The sequence below is a fragment of the Arenibacter lacus genome (assembly GCF_008711145.1).
In the GTDB taxonomy this organism is placed as follows: Bacteria; Bacteroidota; Bacteroidia; order Flavobacteriales; family Flavobacteriaceae; genus Arenibacter; species Arenibacter amylolyticus.
Window position 1 is genome coordinate 1 of sequence record NZ_VVIN01000067.1, and the last position, 15799, is coordinate 15799.

The following is a 15799-nucleotide window of genomic DNA, read 5'->3' on the forward strand; positions in this document are numbered from 1 at the left end:
AATGCAAAATTTATCCTCAAATTCCTTGAAGAAAAAACTCTTGGTGAATAATGCGGGTTAAATAGCAGCTTCTATATTAATGGATATGCTTTAATTAGCAAACAGGGAAAACGAACATTCCTTAGCAAGTCTGGCGAAATTCTGGATAAAGAGTTTGGTTTTAGGACCAACATGACTAAAGATTTCTACGACCGGGCTGGTAAACGCCAAAAAGTGCCGTACTGTTATAAACAGTCCGGGGAAATGGTAGATGCAAAAGAATGCAATGACATTGTCAATAAAAAATAGCCAAAAGTAGTAGCAGCATCATTAATCTCTCTGATTCTTTTTTAGCGGTCTGCAGACTAGACAAAGCACTAACACTCACAATCTGACCCAGCTAACAGGAGTCTACGAAATTTTGCTTTAAACGCACTCTAAAATATGCGGACGGAATGATAGTCTAACGCCCCCTTAGAACAAGGGAGGCCTTTTTGAAAATTAAGAATATTGAAACCACGGTCTATCAGTTCCTTAGAACCCTTGGTAACAACGGTATGAGCACTAGCCACCGCTCGCGCAAGCTAGTAAACGGGGCCGAGTGTCGAGAATAGCTGAAAGAAAAGCCCACACCCCTACCCCTTCACTTTTAGGGTCCATTCAAAATTAAAAGTAGCTACTTCTACCCCCTCCTCATTGACGCCTACAGATTTCATCCAAACAGTCTGCCCTTCCCCTGTGGCCAAAGTATTTTTTATAGCCTCTTTAATTAAATCCCCATCCTCACAGGTAAATGTAATCTTCCCCGTTGCTTTCTTGGTGAAAGTTGCATTATTACTGGCCACCAGCATGGATATTTTTTTTCCGCTCTTTTTAATCTGGCCCATTACCATTGCCCCCGTAGCCAATTCTGCAGCCATCCCCTGTACCGCCCAAAACATGGATCTAAACGGATTTTGATTAATCCAACGATGCCTAACAGTGACTACCGCCTTCTGTTCATCCATATACCTTAAACGTACTCCCGTCCACCAGGCTGCAGGCAGTTTAAAAAAGCAAAACATATTTATTTTAGTAGTCTCAGAGGCCATTGGTACGTCTTTAAGTATTGCTAAAATATGCAAAATTGCTGAATCGCCAATCGTTAAACTTACGTTAATTTATAGTACTTTGCTTTGCATAGTACCTTCTTTTAGCCATATATTTGCATAAGAAACTATCATGCCATGACCACGAGCCTTAACAAACATCACAAGAATTTATCGGCAATCATCCATGCCACTACCTTCTCTAAGTACTTTATACCCTTTGGGAATTTTATTTTACCATTGATACTTTGGACGGCCAACAAGAATAATCACCCGTTTATTGATCAAAATGGCAAGCAAGCCCTAAACTTTCAAATAAGCTTGCTACTCTACTCTTTGGTAATTGCCATCTTAACCATACCCTTTGTCCTATTCTTTTTACCTCAGATATTTCACCACGGCATATTTAATCTCCATACTCTTAATGAGTTTAACGGCATCAATTTTAGCACGGACTTAAATTACTCCAAGTTTGGTAGCCTTCTATGGGGATTGGGAATTGCGGGCGTTGCGCAGCTTGGCCTATTCATTGTAAATATTGTCTATACCCTATTGGCCATCATACGGACTAGTGAAGGAATAGATTTTAAATATCCATTAACCATCAACTTTATAAAATAAATAATTCAGAAGTGCTCATCACACTTAAACAGGAGTTTATTCATCAATCCAATCAATCATCCGCCAATCTAAATAAGCGGGAAAAACGAACAGTTAAATTATTATAATCATGCAACTATGAATGTTGAAAACACAAAAGCACAAATGCGGAAAGGCGTTTTGGAATATTGCATCCTCTCTATTTTAGATGGACAGGATAAATATACTTCCGAAATCCTGAGTACCTTAAAAGACGCTAAAATGCTAGTGGTGGAAGGTACCATTTATCCCTTGTTAACCCGACTCAAAAATGCGGGACTACTTAATTACCGATGGGAGGAATCTCCATCTGGCCCCCCACGAAAGTATTATACCTTAACAGATACAGGAAAAATATTCCTCAAAGAATTAGATACCACCTGGGAAGAACTAAGAAACGCAACTAACCTCGTAACCCAATCAAAAAACAGTTAAAAATGAACAAGACAATCAATATAAATCTGGCCAATTTATTCTTCCATATAGACGAAGAAGCCTATGGGAAGCTACAACGCTATTTAGAGGCCATAAAACGCTCCTTTGCCAACACTAGTGGCAGCGAAGAGATTATAGCGGATATAGAGGCGAGAATTGCCGAGTTGTTTCATGAAAAAATGGAAAATGAAAGACAGGTAATTACCCAAAAAGAGGTAGACGAGGTAATTAGCATCATGGGACAGCCAGAAGATTACAAGGTAGACGAGGATATCTTTGACGACCATCCTCGTAGCGCCCAAAAAAGCCAAAGGGTAAGGAAACTTTACAGAGACATTGACAATAAATATATAGGGGGTGTCTCTGCCGGTCTAGGCCATTATTTTGGAATTGATGCGGTGTGGGTACGCTTGCTGTGGATTTTATTGACCATATTTAGTTGGGGAGGCTTTATCTTTATCTACGCCCTACTTTGGATCCTTATTCCCGAAGCCGTTACTACGGCCCAAAAACTGGATATGAGCGGGGAATCCGTCAACATAAATACCATCGAAAAAAAAGTAAAGGAAGGATTTGATGACGTAGCCGAAAAGGTGAAAAATGTAGACTACGAAAAAGTGGGCAATCGCGTTAAAAGTGGAAGCAAAACTTTTTTCAATTCTATTGCAGACATCATTATGTTCATTTTTAAGATCATCGGTAAATTTATTGGAATAATCCTAATTATCACCGGGGCCACAGGGATAGTTTCCCTTTTTATTGGATTCTTTACCGTTGGCATCTTAGACATCATCCATATCCCAGGCATTGAATACTACTATCTTATAAACTCTACCAACACCCCCGTTTGGCTGGCTTCCCTTTTAGCATTTTTTGCTATTGCCATTCCATTCTTCTTTCTAATGTACCTAGGATTAAAAATTTTGGTGAACAACCTAAAGTCCATAGGTAAAATTGCCAAGTTCAGCTTGTTGGGTCTTTGGCTAATAGCGGTGATCCTTTTAACTGTTTTTGGAATAAAGCAGGCGGCAGCGCATGCCTACACTGGGAATGTAACTGAAGAAAAGGTACTACCTTTTCAAAATAGCGACGAGCAGATCGAGATTAATTTAAATTCCTCCAATTGGCACGAAAACGGAAATAATTTAGGTATAGACGGTATAGTCCTGGATTACGACGAAAATGGGGACGAAGTATTAATCTTTGAGGATCTGCGATTTTATGTGAAAGCCTCCAACGATTCCTTGGCATATTTAAACATTAGAAAAAGTGCGAATGGAAGCTCTTTTAAAAATGCAACGGAGACCGCGGAAAAAATTAATTACAACTATGCAATACAAGGGAACACCCTGTTTTTGGATGATTTTCTAACCACCGCCAAAGAAAACAAATTCCGCGATCAGGAAGTTAGGGTAAACCTTGCTTTGCCCTTGGGTGCAAAAGTGAAGTTCACCAATTTCCCCAAGCGTTGTTGGATGCTGAGAACCAACAACGACCAAGACCTAAACGGCTGCGAAATTACGGAGTACCGTTGGACCATGGGCGAAAATGGGGAGTTGATTTGTGAGGATTGCCCAAGCAGCAAATCCGCCAATCAAACCAATGGAAACGGTAAAATAATAATTAATGAAGACGGGGTGGATATCGATTTTAAGGATGGTGAAGACTCCTTTAAAATGAAGATAGACAAGAAAGGCGTACAGATCAAAACCAAAGAAGATACCTCTAGCGATACCGTTCAGTAGGCTTATGCTACAGTTGGGTAACATCAAGACCTGCTTTTTTCTTGAAATTTATATTTTTATATAGTCAAACCAACCAATATTTAATTAATCAGATTCAATTATTGCTCTCATAATGAGGTGTGGTTGGGTCTAAAAAACAACGATCATGACAACACTAGCAAGAATTACTATAACATTGATCTTGGCCCTAATATTTTCATCCTGTAATTTCAATATAGGGAGTGGAAAAAAAGGCAATGGAATTGTACAGGAAGAACAGCGAATAATCAAGGGAGATTTCACCGCCGTATCCGCTTCTGAAGGCTTGGACGTTTATGTTACCCAGGGAACCGAGCAGAAGGTGATTGTAGAAGCCGATGAAAACGTACTAGATTTAATTGCGACCGATTTAAAGAATGGGACCCTGAAGATTCACACCCTAGAAAACATTGGGAGAGCCACTAAAAAGATTCATGTAAGTCTACCTACGGTCACCTACTTGGCTTCTTCCAGTGGGGCAGACCTAATTGCAACTGGCCCTATTAGAGCCGCAACCCTCGAATTAAAGGCCAGCAGCGGAGCCAATTTACAAATAGAAGATTTAAGTGGTGATACGGTAGACGCCGATTCCAGTAGTGGTGCCAACATTGAGATTGTCGGTCAGGCAAACACCTTACATAGCAACGCTAGTAGCGGGTCCAAAATAAAAGCCGTGAACCTAATAACAGCGCTTTGTAGGGCTAATGCCAGTAGTGGCGCCAACATCAGCGTGAATGTTACGGAATCCCTAGTTGCGAAAGCAAGCAGCGGAGCCAATATAAAATATACAGGGAATGCTAAAGTAGAAGACAAGAAAACCAGTTCGGGAAGCGTTAATCAATTGTAATATTTCCCGAGCTAAGCACTTCCAATCACACCATATAACTAAGGTCCATTGTAATTTCAATGGGCCTTAGTTTATTAGTTAGCACTTCTTTCTTTATATTCGTTTTTAAATGTGAGTTATGAAATTAAACATCAAAAAATATATTCTTCCCTTAAAGCATACTTTTAGTATTTCTAGGGAGTCCCGTGATTTTCAGGATTCCATGATCGTTAGTTTGGAGCAGGATGGAAAAATAGGTTATGGGGAAGCCACTTCCAACCCTTATTACGGGGTTACTTTTGAAACCATGAAGGCAGAGATTACTGAAATTAGCAAGGAAATAGAACAGTTCCAATTGAAGAATCCCGAGGCATTTCATGATTTTCTGACTTCCAAAAATCTTAGTCATTTTGCTACTTGTGCTCTAGACCTTGCCGCCAATGACCTCTATGGAAAGCTAATGAAAAAACCCTTATACCAACTTTGGAATACAGACAATAGCACCTACCCCATTACTAACTACACTATAGGATTGGGAACCATAGACCATATGGTGGCCAAGATGAAGGAAGTACCATGGCCCATTTATAAAATAAAATTGGGCACAGATCAGGATGTGGAAATAGTACGTGAACTTCGTAAACATACCGATGCCATTTTTAGGGTAGATGCCAATTGCGCTTGGAATGCGGAGCAGACTATAGAATACGCTCCAAAACTAAAGGAACTAGGAGTAGAGTTTATAGAGCAACCCTTAAAAGCAGAAGATTGGGAGGGGATGAAAAAGGTAAAGCAACACAGTGTACTTCCTACTATTGCCGATGAAAGCTGTATTGTAGAAAGCGATGTGGAGAAATGTGGCGACCATTTTACCGGTATCAACATAAAACTAACCAAGTGTGGCGGATTAACACCGGCCAGACGCATGATTGCCAAAGCCAAAGCCATGGGGTTAAAGGTTATGGTGGGATGTATGACAGAATCTACGGTCGGAATCTCGGCCATTGCCCAGTTAATTCCACAATTGGATTATGTGGATATGGATGGAGCGATGTTATTAAAAGAGGATATTGCCGATGGTGTGATTATAGGAGAGCATGGTAAGGTAATCTTCCCAAGTTTAGGTGGAAGCGGAATAACGGTACGCCAATGAGTTATATTGTAGATCATTTTCCAGGCAGGGAATTAGAATTAAACGGGGAACCTTATTTATATTTTGGAGGAACCTCCTATCTGGGCCTACAGACAGACGAGGCATTTCAACAGCTTTATATTTCCAATATATTACAATACGGGACCAACTACGGAGCCTCAAGAAAAGCGAATTTAAAGCTTTCTATATATGAGGAAGCAGAGACCTTACTTACCCAATGGGTAGGCAGTGAAAGTGGAACTACGGTATCTTCTGGATATCTGGCAGGACAACTGGTAAGGCAAGCCTTGGATATTAAGGAGCATAAATTATTTTATGCCCCCAACACCCATTCTGCCCTTTATGTATTGCAGCATGGGGTGCGCCTAAAGCCCTTTATTTCCTTCACCGCCCTAGATATCGCCATCAGGGACCACCTAGAAACCAATAAAGATATTACCCCTGTGGTTTTTTTGGATGCCATTGATTTTTCTGGTTATAACTTCCCCGATTTTATTGGCCTAAAGAAGTTGCCCCTAGAAGAGATTATCTTGGTAGTAGATGATTCGCACGGGATTGGTATTGTTGGAGACAATGGGAGTGGGGTTTTTAAAATTCTGCAAAAATTAAACCCGAAAGAGTTAATTGTCTGTTGTTCACTGGGAAAAGGATTTGGAATACAGGCAGGAGCCATTTTTGGATCTACAAAGCGCATATCGCAATTAACGGATACCGCCTTCTTTGGTGGCGCAAGTCCGGCTGCCCCTGCTGCCATAGCCTCCTTGGTAAGAGGAACTGCAATTTTCTCCAAAAAGAGGGAAGTCCTTAAAGTCAATATCGCTCTTTTTAGGGATAATGTGGAACTTCCCGATCATTTTAAGTGGATGGATGGTCATCCTGCCTTTAGCTTTGTAGACACTGCTCTAACCCAGCACCTAGAGCACCATAAAATAATAGTGACCAGTTTTAAATACCCCGATGAAGACGCAGCAGAAATCAGCAGAATTGTGCTAAGTGCTCACCATACAAAAACAGATATACATTATCTTACAGAGGTATTAAATTCATATTTCTAATTTCCCACTTGGAATCCTGTGTTATTCCATGTTTTTTAACAATTTAATTGACCATGTCCTTTTTATTTCGTAACTTTTTTGTAATCATTTAACTTAATGTATTACCCCTAAAACCAGCACGACTATGAAAAAATTACTAGGATTGGTTTTTTTGATGTTAATATTAGTAGCAGGTACTAACCTTACATCAACAGAACAACAAAATCATAATACTCTTGAAGGCACTTGGGAATTAGTTAGTTTTAACAACTACGACGGAAACGAGGTAGTAAGTACCCTCCCTGCCACAGAAGGTTATCGGCAAATTAAAATGTACTACAATGGAAAGGTAATGTGGACCAGATATGTGCCCACAGATTCCATTGAGTGGTTTGGGTACGGCTCGTATACCGCCACAGACAGTACACTTACCGAAAAACTGGAGTATATGTCCGCCTCCATGCGTAAAATTGCAAATGAAAACATGGAGTGGCATATGGAACTCGTCCTAGATGGTGATACCTACAGTCAAATTTTTACGGATGAAGAGGGAAATAGAATAAATTCCGAGAATTATAAACGTCTTGATTAAGCCACTTCCAAGAATAAACAGCACTGTAAAACTCATTTACCCTAACTTAGGTAGGGGCGTTAATTAGGTGGTGAATTCTTGAGGTTGCAGGCAGATATTTCCAATATCCTTTCCACTTAAGCAGCTGCGCATAGTGAATGACCTAGAAATTAAAAAGCCCGATGGTACACACCTTCGGGCCTTCTTATTGTTTAAACCTTTATATACTTCCCTTGAAAATAATAGTTGGGGAAATGTAAGCTATAGGTTATTGGGTTGAAACTTCTTCTGGAGATTCTATAGTAGCCAAATAACGTTCTGCATCCAAGGCTGCCATACATCCAGTTCCTGCCGCGGTAACGGCCTGTCTGTACTCCTTATCCTGAACGTCTCCACTAGCAAAAACACCTGGCTTACTAGTCTTGGTAGATTTACCATGGGTAATAATATACCCGGTCTCGTCCATCTCCAACTGACCTTTAAAGATATCTGTATTTGGCTTATGTCCTATGGCAATAAATAGACCAGTAATAGCAATCTCCTCTTTTTCACCAGTAAGGTTGTTTACCATACGTAAACCTTCCACAACTTGGTCTCCCAATACCTCATCTACTTCCGTATTGTAACGGACCTCTATATTACTTAGGTTATTTACCCTGTGCTGCATTGCTTTGGACGCTCGCATATGATCCTTTCTTACCAACATGGTAACCTTGCTACAGATATTGGCCAAATAAGAAGCCTCTTCCGCAGCGGTATCCCCTGCTCCAACGATGGCTACTTCCTGTCCCTTGTAAAAGAATCCATCACAAACGGCACAAGCAGATACCCCTCCTCCACGAAGCTTCTGCTCACTGGGTATTCCCAGATACTTTGCAGTTGCACCAGTAGAAATGATAACCGTTTCTGCCTCTATCTCCTTATCGTCGTCAATAGTTACCTTGTGGATCCCTCCAACTTCATCACTAAAGTCCACCGCTGTTACCATTCCCATGCGTACTTCGGTGCCAAACCTTTCGGCTTGCTTCTGCAAATGGATCATCATGGTGGGTCCGTCTACCCCATCCGGATAGCCAGGAAAGTTGTCTACCTCCGTTGTGGTGGTCAACTGTCCGCCAGGTTCCATACCAGTATAAACTACGGGCTTTAAATCGGCTCTAGCCGCATATATTGCTGCTGTATAGCCAGCAGGTCCCGAACCAATAATTAACGTTTTTAATCGCTCTACTTTTTCTGCCATTTTCAATATCTTCATTACTTATTATATAACAAATGTAGCTTTTTAACCAAAAACCTCAACTCAAAAGTTATAAAAAGTTATTATAAGGCAAGTTACCAAATTTATAGTGAATCTTTCAACTTAGGTTTTATTAACCATTTGGCTTGCAGAATGTCCCATTAACAATTTTAAACCCTAGAAATTACTAAACCTTGGCCTCTACTTTTAATAGATGGTGGGGCAATACTAAAAATGGAATGGTAGTGTGAAATCCAATTTGGTTTATCACAGGCTTTAAAAATAGATTCTCCAAAAACGTATGTTTGTTCTTAACCATCACCAAAAAATTGGTATTAAATTTAGTCTGGTTACTATTGATTGCTTCCACAATACGCTGATCTGGCACTTCATGGAAACGATGTTTAACTTCACTAAGTAAATTCGCCAATATGGATTTATTGGCTTCTTGGGCAGGACTCAATTCCAGATTGGTGGAGATATGCATCACATCTATGGTTGCCCCATGTATGGATGCTACAAACAGCAACTCCTTCAACAAGGATTCCCTATATTCTATCTCATAATCCGTTGGAAAAAGTATTTTTTTAGGTGTTTCATACTTATAATTAAACGGGATGGCTAAAATAGGCCCCTTTGCTCTTTTTATGGCATGTACCGTATTACTCCCCAAAAATATCTCCTTAGCACCCGTTGCCCCTTGGGTTCCCATAATTATTAAATCGATCTTTTCTTCCTCTACCAGTTCATCCATAGCATCCATTAGAATACTAAAGGCACTATGAATCTCAAAACGGTGCTTTGGATTGGTAAATTCATCCAGTACACGTTGCCTTACTTTATTTAGACCCTCTTCGGAGTCTACCCTATAAATATCCCCCAAACCCACTTGTCCTGGGCTGTGCAATAGGTATTCGGACTGGTATATTGCAGGAGTATAGGTATGTAATAGATGAAAGGTACATTCCTCCTTGGCCAACATTTGTACCGCATAGGCAATGGCGCCATAAGAGTTATCGGAAAAATCGGTGGGTATCAGAACTCGTTTCATAGTTTATATTTTAAGTGATAGCGATAAATGGATTTAATAAATTACCTTAAATTTAAGCAAATTAACTGGCATTTAGCATGATGTATATCAGCTAAGAAAGTTGATTTCTATAGTATATTATTCAAAAATTGAGCAACGCTTATAAAACAACCTTAGAAAATGAAAAGTAGTTTCAACGAAATTTTAAATTCGGACACCCCTGTGTTAATCGATTTTTTTGCCACTTGGTGCGGCCCCTGTAAAACGTTGTCGCCCATCTTAGAATCGGTAAAGAAAGAAATGGGCGATACGGTCAAAATAATTAAGATAGATGTGGATAACAACGCCGCTTTGGCAAGCAAATATCAAGTACGTGGCGTTCCCACCATACTCCTATTTAAAAATGGAAAACAACTCTGGCGAGGATCCGGCGTTTTACAGAAGGATGAAATTGTGAATATCATTCGCACTAATACCTAATCTACAGTCAGCCTCACAGAAAGAAGTATAGAGGGTAGGATGGACTAACACTATGCTCCCTATGGAAACAGTTTAAAAATACTAACCATTAATAAAACAGCATACAGGTGAAGTTTATTGATTACTATAAAATTCTGGGCCTGGATAAGAATGCGGACCAGAGTCAGATTAAGAAAGCGTACCGGAAGATGGCCCGGAAATACCACCCAGACATCAATCCCAACGACAAGGAAGCCGAGTTGAAATTTAAAGAAATTAATGAGGCCAATGAGGTGTTGGGCGATCCTGAAAAGCGAAAAAAGTACGATAAATACGGGAAGGATTGGCAGCATGCCGAGGAGTTTGAAAAAGCACAAAGGGCTGGTCGCGCTTCATCCGGACAGGGAAGGCAGGCTTACTCTCAACAATTTGAGGGAAGCGATTTCTCCGATTTCTTCGAGTCCATGTTTGGCGGTGCGGGAGGCTTTCAAAGTTCTAGAAGAACCCGATTTAGGGGGCAAGATTACAATGCTGAATTAAAACTACAGCTGCGCGATGTATATAAAACCCACAAGCAAACCCTTACCGTTAACAACAAAAACATACGGATTACTGTTCCGGCCGGAATTGAAAATGGACAGACCATAAAAATTAGCGGGCATGGAGGACCCGGCCATCAAGGGGGACCAAATGGGGATCTTTATATCACCTTTTCCATAGATAACAACACCCGTTTTAAGCGCGATGGCAATCACCTTTATTCTACGGTAGATCTAGACCTCTACACTTCACTGCTTGGAGGTGAAATTACGGTAGACACCTTTGACGGGCAAGTGAAATTAAAAGTGAAACCAGAAACCAAAAATGGAACCACGGTAAAGCTTAAAGGGAAAGGCTTCCCCGTTTATAAGAAAGAAGGGGTCTATGGCGATTTGTATGTCACCTACAATTTAATTACCCCTACCAATTTAACCGAGAAAGAGAAAGCACTTTTTAAGGAGCTAGCAGAGCTAAGAAAATAAAACAAATCCTATGAAACAAGAAGAGTATATCGCTATAGAAGACTTTTGCACTTCCCATAATATTGCATCGGAATTTGTAATACAACTTTATGATATGGGCCTCATAGATATGGTATTTCAAGAAAACCTACAGTATCTACCGCTTAATCAATTACCCAAGGCAGAGAAGATAGTGCGACTCCATCTAGATCTCGAAATTAACGTACAGGGACTTGGAGTGGTCACCGAGTTATTAGACCGTATACAGGACATGCAAAACGAAATAACTGCCTTGCACAACAAGCTTAGCCGTTATGAATAGGTCTTATGGGAATGAAATGCCAATGCGGCCGGACCAAGAATGGCATATTATCTATTTGAACTAAATTCTAGAGGGGAAATAGCAGCTGGGACGGGCAGTGAGTGGTGTAAGTTGGTGGTAGTAGTTGGCGGTATTCAGTGCGCAGTAGGCAGTAAACAATGATCAAATTATTAATTAAAACGGTCAAAGCTAATCAGGGAAGTTCAATTTTTAAAAATCCTTACATTGCCATTATGCTAGTGTTATGTACAAAGTGATTAGTTAGATTTTGAGTTTGGCAACTTTTAACTGGCATCCCGTTATTGGAGCTGTATATATTATTTAAAAATAATTTGATCTTTCATCAGGTAAAAGATTAATTAGAAATTGGTGTTACCAAAGCATGAATCTTCCCTAGTTACGGCATTTCCAGATTGACAAATATTCAAATTAACTCATCAGTACATCGGTACATTGCTCCATTGATACATTTACAAATTGCTCCCCTATCTTATTCCGAATTCAACTTATAGTTCATAAGAAATATAAGTTCCCGCGCTTGGACGTACTTCAAATGGTTCCAGATCTATCCCAAAATCTTTTTTATATACCTTAGCTGCCTCTTTACTATAGGTTTCAGCAGCATCCTCATGGATAATATGCAACACACATCCGCCAAATCCGCCTCCCACTTGCCGTGCCCCTAAAACCGCTTCGTAATTTTTAGAGAAATCCACCAAAAAATCAGATTCTGGACAACTAACCTCATACAGCTCACTAATTCCGGTATGGGCCTCGTATAAATATTTACCTACCAATTCCCAATTGTTCTCCTTAAGCGCCTTGGCGGTAGACAATACCCGTTCATTTTCACTAATGACAAAAGAGCACCTATTAAATATGGTCTGTGACATCTGCATAGCTGATTGCTCTAACATAGTATGGGTAGCATCCCTTAGCGACTCTACCTCGGGGTATTTTTGTTGAATGATCCGCACCCCTTCCTCACATTCCTTTTTCCGGGTATTGTACTCACTGGAAGCTAAATTATGGGATACCTTAGTATTCAGCATAATGAGTTTATAGGGAGCCATGGCAATTGGAATAGACGTGTATTCCAAAGACCTACAATCTAAGAGCAGCACATGATCTTCTTTGCTCATTACCGAGGCAAATTGGTCCATTATACCACATTGGGTGCCTACAAAAGTATGTTCCGCAATTTGAGACAGCTGCACCATTTCCAAATTGCTAAGACCAAGATTAAATAGTTTGTTTAACCCAAATGCCAGTCCACATTCTAAGGCTGCCGAAGAGCTTAAACCAGAGCCAATAGGTAGCTTGCTTTCTATGATACAATCGAATCCCCCTAATTTATCTGACCTTTTCAGTATTTCGTTTAAAACACCCAGCAAGTAATTCTCCCATTCTATCTCGCTCCTAGCAATCTCCTTCAGGCTTAGCGTAAAGCCAGTATTGTACCCTAGGCTATAAATATTGCATTGGGCTGGGGAATTGTTTTTCCTAAGTTTAAAGGTAATTCGTTGATCAATTGCCGTGGGCAATACGTAACCGAAATTATAATCTGTATGCTCTCCTATGAGGTTTATTCTCCCTGGGGACTCTACAATTAACTCGGGTTTAAAATTCTCCAAATTCAACATTAGCGTATCTATTAGCCCTTAAAAGTAACAAAAAACCACTAATAAATGTGTCCTATACATTTACTGTGCTATCTAGGGCCGTGAGCAGTGGGTACCCTTTTCAGAATGCCACCCTAGCTACTCCTCAGCAGCAAGCATTTCTACGGTTGCAACGGTTCTAAAGCCAAGGTGCTCTAAGGCAGAATCCATACTGGAAGCCATTCTGGAAGACACCCTGTAGCTGGCGCAATAAGAGGCATTGCATAGGAAAGATCCGCCTTTCATAACCTTTTCCCTCGCATTTGGCATATTTTGATTGTAAGGGGTTTTAGCACCAGTGGGATTTACCAAAACCATATTTTTAGCGGCAACCTCCTTATAATAATTGGTGTTATACCAATCGCTGGTCCACTCCCATACGTTACCGGCCATGTCGTACAAACCAAAATCGTTGGGGGGATACGATTTTACTCGGGCCCTTTCTTCAAAACCGTCGGCCATCGTATTCGTTACCGGAAATTCCCCCTCCCAAGTATTGGCCATTTGTGAAAGTACGGTATGGTCATCACCCCATGGATAAATATTCCCTTCCTTTTTGCCTCGTGCTGCCCGTTCCCACTCTGCTTCTGTAGGCAGTCGTCTCCCAGCCCATTCGCAATAGGCAAGCGCATCCTCATAGGCTACTTGCACCACCGGATGTTGTTCCTTTCCTACTATGGAACTACCGGGACCATTGGGTTGCCTCCAATTAGCCCCAATTGTCCAATGCCACCATTGTGAGAAATCATAGAGGTTGGGTACGGAGGTCTCCGTCTTTTTAAATGTAAGTGCGCCTGGCTGTAATATAGAATCGTGTGGCTTAGGAGTTCCTGCTGGCACCTGTTTCTTCATTTCTTCCCAATCTATAGCTCTTTCGGCAAGGGTTACATACCCGGTTTCCTCCACAAATTTCGCAAACTCGGCATTGGTAACCTCAGTAACATCCATAAAGAATCCATTGAGCCTAACCTTGTGAGCAGGCTTTTCATGATGCATGGCAATTTCATCGTGAGGTACTGCTCCTTGGGTAAATTCCCCACCAGGAATCCATACCATCCCCTTAGGTGTTTTAACCCCTTCTGGCTGTTCTACCAACAAATCAATTGACGCTTCTTCAGTAGGGTTATTTGCAAATTCCACCTCAGTGTCCGACGCCTTGGAATTTTGTTGGTTGTTTTCCTTGCACTGGATTAGGAGTGTCATAATCAAAAAAACACCGATTGATTTTATATACTGCATTCTGCGATTTTTATTCGAAAATTCGATTTGAGTTTAAAACTAGTAGTAATAATGGATAATTCCCGCGATTATCGCTAAAACTTTGAGAAGTTTTAGGCCCCTTCCTTGAATCATACAATGGTCTCTCTGCTACTTTAACCTATTTGTAAGTACCCCTTATGTAAAGGAGTTCATCAAAAAAGGACTCCTAGTCTTGATAAATGAATTCCATTTCGTAATCACTTCCGGCCACCTTCATAATAGCCTGGTAAATATATTGGGAAACCATTTTCTGACCTTCAAAATTAATGTGTTCTACCGTATCTTCAGGAGTATGGTATTGTGGGTGCCCCCCCGTGTGGATACCCAGTACAGAGATGTTTTTTTCATAAAACGAAACGTGATCGGATCCTCCAACCGATCCGGCATGTACAATGGGGAATAAGCCTAATGGAGGTCCTAATTCCTTCATCAATTCAACGCCACCAGGAAAGGTACCTGCACCTCCCATATAAACATGGTTCTCGCTATTTAACCTGCCCACCATATCCATATTGATCATCAATTTAATTTGAGAACGGGGTACTACTGAATTTTCTACAAAATACCTACTCCCCAATAGTCCCTGCTCTTCGGCGCCAAAAGCCACTAATAAAATAGATCGTTTTAAGGCTTCCCTGTTGGCCATTAATTTTTCACCAATCTCCATTAAGGAAGCAGTTCCACTGGCATTGTCATCTGCCCCATAGTGAATGGCAATCTTATCGGATTTGGAAGATGGTCCTCCACCTTTTCCCAAATGGTCGTAATGGGCCCCTAGAACTATATATTCATTTTTTAACTGCGGATCACTCCCTTCAATGAAGCCAATTACATTCCAAGTTTTCACCTCCTTTTTGGGTTTTTCTCCCTTTTTCACGCGAAGTTTGGCCCTGAAAGGTTGTTTATAAGATCGGCTAAAAGGTGGAATACCCGATTTTTTAAAGTCTTTGATTATATAGGAGACTATTTTTCTATTAATCTTTCCCCCTGGATAACGGCCCTTATGACTATCGGAGGTCAAGAAAACAATATGTTCCTTAAGTTCTTTTTCCGTAATTTCTTCCTGTGCCCAGGAAGCATTCACCCATAAACCAACAAACAACAAGGTGAACCATAACCCTTTCCTATAAATATCCTTAACCATAACCTTTAAATTAATTAAGTAGGTAAAATTAGCATTATTTCCCTTTTTGAAAAGAAAAGCGAATCGGTTTTATTAGATCAGTTGGCAGCTGGACTAACGCTAAAGTAAGTAGTGAGTAGTGAGATTTTGAATCAATAGTTCATTTCCAAATCTCCAAATTAACTCATTGGTACATTGGTACATTTACAAATTGACTC

The 15799-nt window shown here is 40.5% G+C and carries 16 protein-coding genes; 10 read left to right on the forward strand and 6 right to left on the reverse strand.

The features are described 5' to 3' along the window. Positions 1–614: 614 nt before the first annotated feature. Entirely contained in the window at positions 615–1070 is a 456-nt protein-coding gene (locus F1E73_RS14645) for a DUF4442 domain-containing protein (protein ID WP_150452326.1), read from the reverse strand. A 135-nt stretch (positions 1071–1205) separates the two neighbouring features. Between F1E73_RS14645 and F1E73_RS14650 the strand changes: the two genes are divergently transcribed. The 7 genes from F1E73_RS14650 to F1E73_RS14680 all read left to right on the forward strand — a co-directional run bounded on the left by F1E73_RS14650 (position 1206) and on the right by F1E73_RS14680 (position 7509). Continuing rightward, complete coding sequence (locus F1E73_RS14650) at positions 1206–1688, forward strand: DUF4870 domain-containing protein (RefSeq protein ID WP_150452327.1); 483 nt, start codon at positions 1206–1208, stop codon at positions 1686–1688. Positions 1689–1805: 117 nt separating this feature from the next. Beyond that, positions 1806–2141 (forward strand): PadR family transcriptional regulator, encoded by a 336-nt coding sequence (locus F1E73_RS14655; RefSeq protein WP_086478030.1) that lies wholly within the window; start codon positions 1806–1808, stop codon positions 2139–2141. Between the two features lie 2 nt (positions 2142–2143). Continuing rightward, on the forward strand, positions 2144–3886 hold the full coding sequence (locus F1E73_RS14660; protein ID WP_150452328.1) for a PspC domain-containing protein: 1743 nt from the start codon (positions 2144–2146) through the stop codon (positions 3884–3886). Between the two features lie 145 nt (positions 3887–4031). Beyond that, positions 4032–4751 carry a head GIN domain-containing protein gene (locus tag F1E73_RS14665; protein ID WP_150452329.1) on the forward strand — a complete coding sequence of 240 codons (720 nt, stop codon included), beginning with the start codon at positions 4032–4034 and terminating at the stop codon, positions 4749–4751. Between the two features lie 118 nt (positions 4752–4869). Continuing rightward, positions 4870–5883 carry a dipeptide epimerase gene (locus F1E73_RS14670; RefSeq protein WP_150452330.1) on the forward strand — a complete coding sequence of 338 codons (1014 nt, stop codon included), beginning with the start codon at positions 4870–4872 and terminating at the stop codon, positions 5881–5883. Beyond that, positions 5880–6938: a PLP-dependent aminotransferase family protein gene (locus tag F1E73_RS14675; RefSeq protein ID WP_150452331.1), complete on the forward strand. Its 1059-nt coding sequence runs from the start codon at positions 5880–5882 to the stop codon at positions 6936–6938. The genes F1E73_RS14670 and F1E73_RS14675 overlap by 4 nt, the downstream gene beginning before the upstream one ends. A gap of 124 nt (positions 6939–7062) precedes the next feature. Next, complete coding sequence (locus tag F1E73_RS14680) at positions 7063–7509, forward strand: hypothetical protein (RefSeq protein WP_086478025.1); 447 nt, start codon at positions 7063–7065, stop codon at positions 7507–7509. A gap of 247 nt (positions 7510–7756) precedes the next feature. Here the strand turns inward: F1E73_RS14680 and trxB are convergent, their stop codons facing one another. Beyond that, positions 7757–8728 (reverse strand): thioredoxin-disulfide reductase, encoded by a 972-nt coding sequence (gene trxB / locus F1E73_RS14685; RefSeq protein WP_086478033.1) that lies wholly within the window; start codon positions 8726–8728, stop codon positions 7757–7759. A gap of 184 nt (positions 8729–8912) precedes the next feature. After that, positions 8913–9776: a universal stress protein gene (locus tag F1E73_RS14690; protein WP_086478024.1), complete on the reverse strand. Its 864-nt coding sequence runs from the start codon at positions 9774–9776 to the stop codon at positions 8913–8915. Positions 9777–9935: 159 nt separating this feature from the next. Here F1E73_RS14690 and trxA point away from each other — a divergent pair, with 159 nt between their 5' ends. The 3 genes from trxA to F1E73_RS14705 all read left to right on the forward strand — a co-directional run bounded on the left by trxA (position 9936) and on the right by F1E73_RS14705 (position 11537). Beyond that, positions 9936–10235: a thioredoxin gene (gene trxA / locus F1E73_RS14695; RefSeq protein ID WP_150452332.1), complete on the forward strand. Its 300-nt coding sequence runs from the start codon at positions 9936–9938 to the stop codon at positions 10233–10235. Between the two features lie 107 nt (positions 10236–10342). Next, positions 10343–11236: a DnaJ C-terminal domain-containing protein gene (locus F1E73_RS14700; protein ID WP_150452333.1), complete on the forward strand. Its 894-nt coding sequence runs from the start codon at positions 10343–10345 to the stop codon at positions 11234–11236. A gap of 10 nt (positions 11237–11246) precedes the next feature. Then, entirely contained in the window at positions 11247–11537 is a 291-nt protein-coding gene (locus F1E73_RS14705) for a chaperone modulator CbpM (protein ID WP_150452334.1), read from the forward strand. 506 nt (positions 11538–12043) lie between these two features. On the opposite strand, the gene galK is transcribed toward F1E73_RS14705, so the two are convergent. The 3 genes from galK to F1E73_RS14720 form a co-directional block, all read right to left on the reverse strand. Further along, complete coding sequence (galK, locus tag F1E73_RS14710; protein WP_150452335.1) at positions 12044–13180, reverse strand: galactokinase; 1137 nt, start codon at positions 13178–13180, stop codon at positions 12044–12046. A gap of 117 nt (positions 13181–13297) precedes the next feature. Continuing rightward, positions 13298–14437, reverse strand: a complete 1140-nt coding sequence (locus tag F1E73_RS14715; protein ID WP_150452336.1) for a formylglycine-generating enzyme family protein — start codon at positions 14435–14437, stop codon at positions 13298–13300. Positions 14438–14624: 187 nt separating this feature from the next. Then, the gene (locus F1E73_RS14720) at positions 14625–15602 is read right to left on the reverse strand and encodes a M28 family metallopeptidase (RefSeq protein ID WP_150452337.1); all 978 of its coding nucleotides are present in this window, start codon (positions 15600–15602) and stop codon (positions 14625–14627) included. Positions 15603–15799: the final 197 nt, after the last annotated feature.

What these genes read in the sequence shown, in the direction of transcription:
- F1E73_RS14675 (WP_150452331.1), top strand. Translation starts at nt 5,880, where the DNA reads ATGAGTTATATTGTAGATCATTTTCCAGGCAGGGAATTAGAATTAAAC.
- F1E73_RS14645 (WP_150452326.1), bottom strand. Translation starts at nt 1,070, where the DNA reads ATGGCCTCTGAGACTACTAAAATAAATATGTTTTGCTTTTTTAAACTG.
- trxB (WP_086478033.1), bottom strand. Translation starts at nt 8,728, where the DNA reads ATGGCAGAAAAAGTAGAGCGATTAAAAACGTTAATTATTGGTTCGGGA.
- F1E73_RS14720 (WP_150452337.1), bottom strand. Translation starts at nt 15,602, where the DNA reads ATGGTTAAGGATATTTATAGGAAAGGGTTATGGTTCACCTTGTTGTTT.
- F1E73_RS14655 (WP_086478030.1), top strand. Translation starts at nt 1,806, where the DNA reads ATGAATGTTGAAAACACAAAAGCACAAATGCGGAAAGGCGTTTTGGAA.
- F1E73_RS14660 (WP_150452328.1), top strand. Translation starts at nt 2,144, where the DNA reads ATGAACAAGACAATCAATATAAATCTGGCCAATTTATTCTTCCATATA.
- F1E73_RS14680 (WP_086478025.1), top strand. Translation starts at nt 7,063, where the DNA reads ATGAAAAAATTACTAGGATTGGTTTTTTTGATGTTAATATTAGTAGCA.
- trxA (WP_150452332.1), top strand. Translation starts at nt 9,936, where the DNA reads ATGAAAAGTAGTTTCAACGAAATTTTAAATTCGGACACCCCTGTGTTA.
- F1E73_RS14715 (WP_150452336.1), bottom strand. Translation starts at nt 14,437, where the DNA reads ATGCAGTATATAAAATCAATCGGTGTTTTTTTGATTATGACACTCCTA.
- F1E73_RS14670 (WP_150452330.1), top strand. Translation starts at nt 4,870, where the DNA reads ATGAAATTAAACATCAAAAAATATATTCTTCCCTTAAAGCATACTTTT.
- galK (WP_150452335.1), bottom strand. Translation starts at nt 13,180, where the DNA reads ATGTTGAATTTGGAGAATTTTAAACCCGAGTTAATTGTAGAGTCCCCA.
- F1E73_RS14690 (WP_086478024.1), bottom strand. Translation starts at nt 9,776, where the DNA reads ATGAAACGAGTTCTGATACCCACCGATTTTTCCGATAACTCTTATGGC.
- F1E73_RS14705 (WP_150452334.1), top strand. Translation starts at nt 11,247, where the DNA reads ATGAAACAAGAAGAGTATATCGCTATAGAAGACTTTTGCACTTCCCAT.
- F1E73_RS14665 (WP_150452329.1), top strand. Translation starts at nt 4,032, where the DNA reads ATGACAACACTAGCAAGAATTACTATAACATTGATCTTGGCCCTAATA.
- F1E73_RS14650 (WP_150452327.1), top strand. Translation starts at nt 1,206, where the DNA reads ATGACCACGAGCCTTAACAAACATCACAAGAATTTATCGGCAATCATC.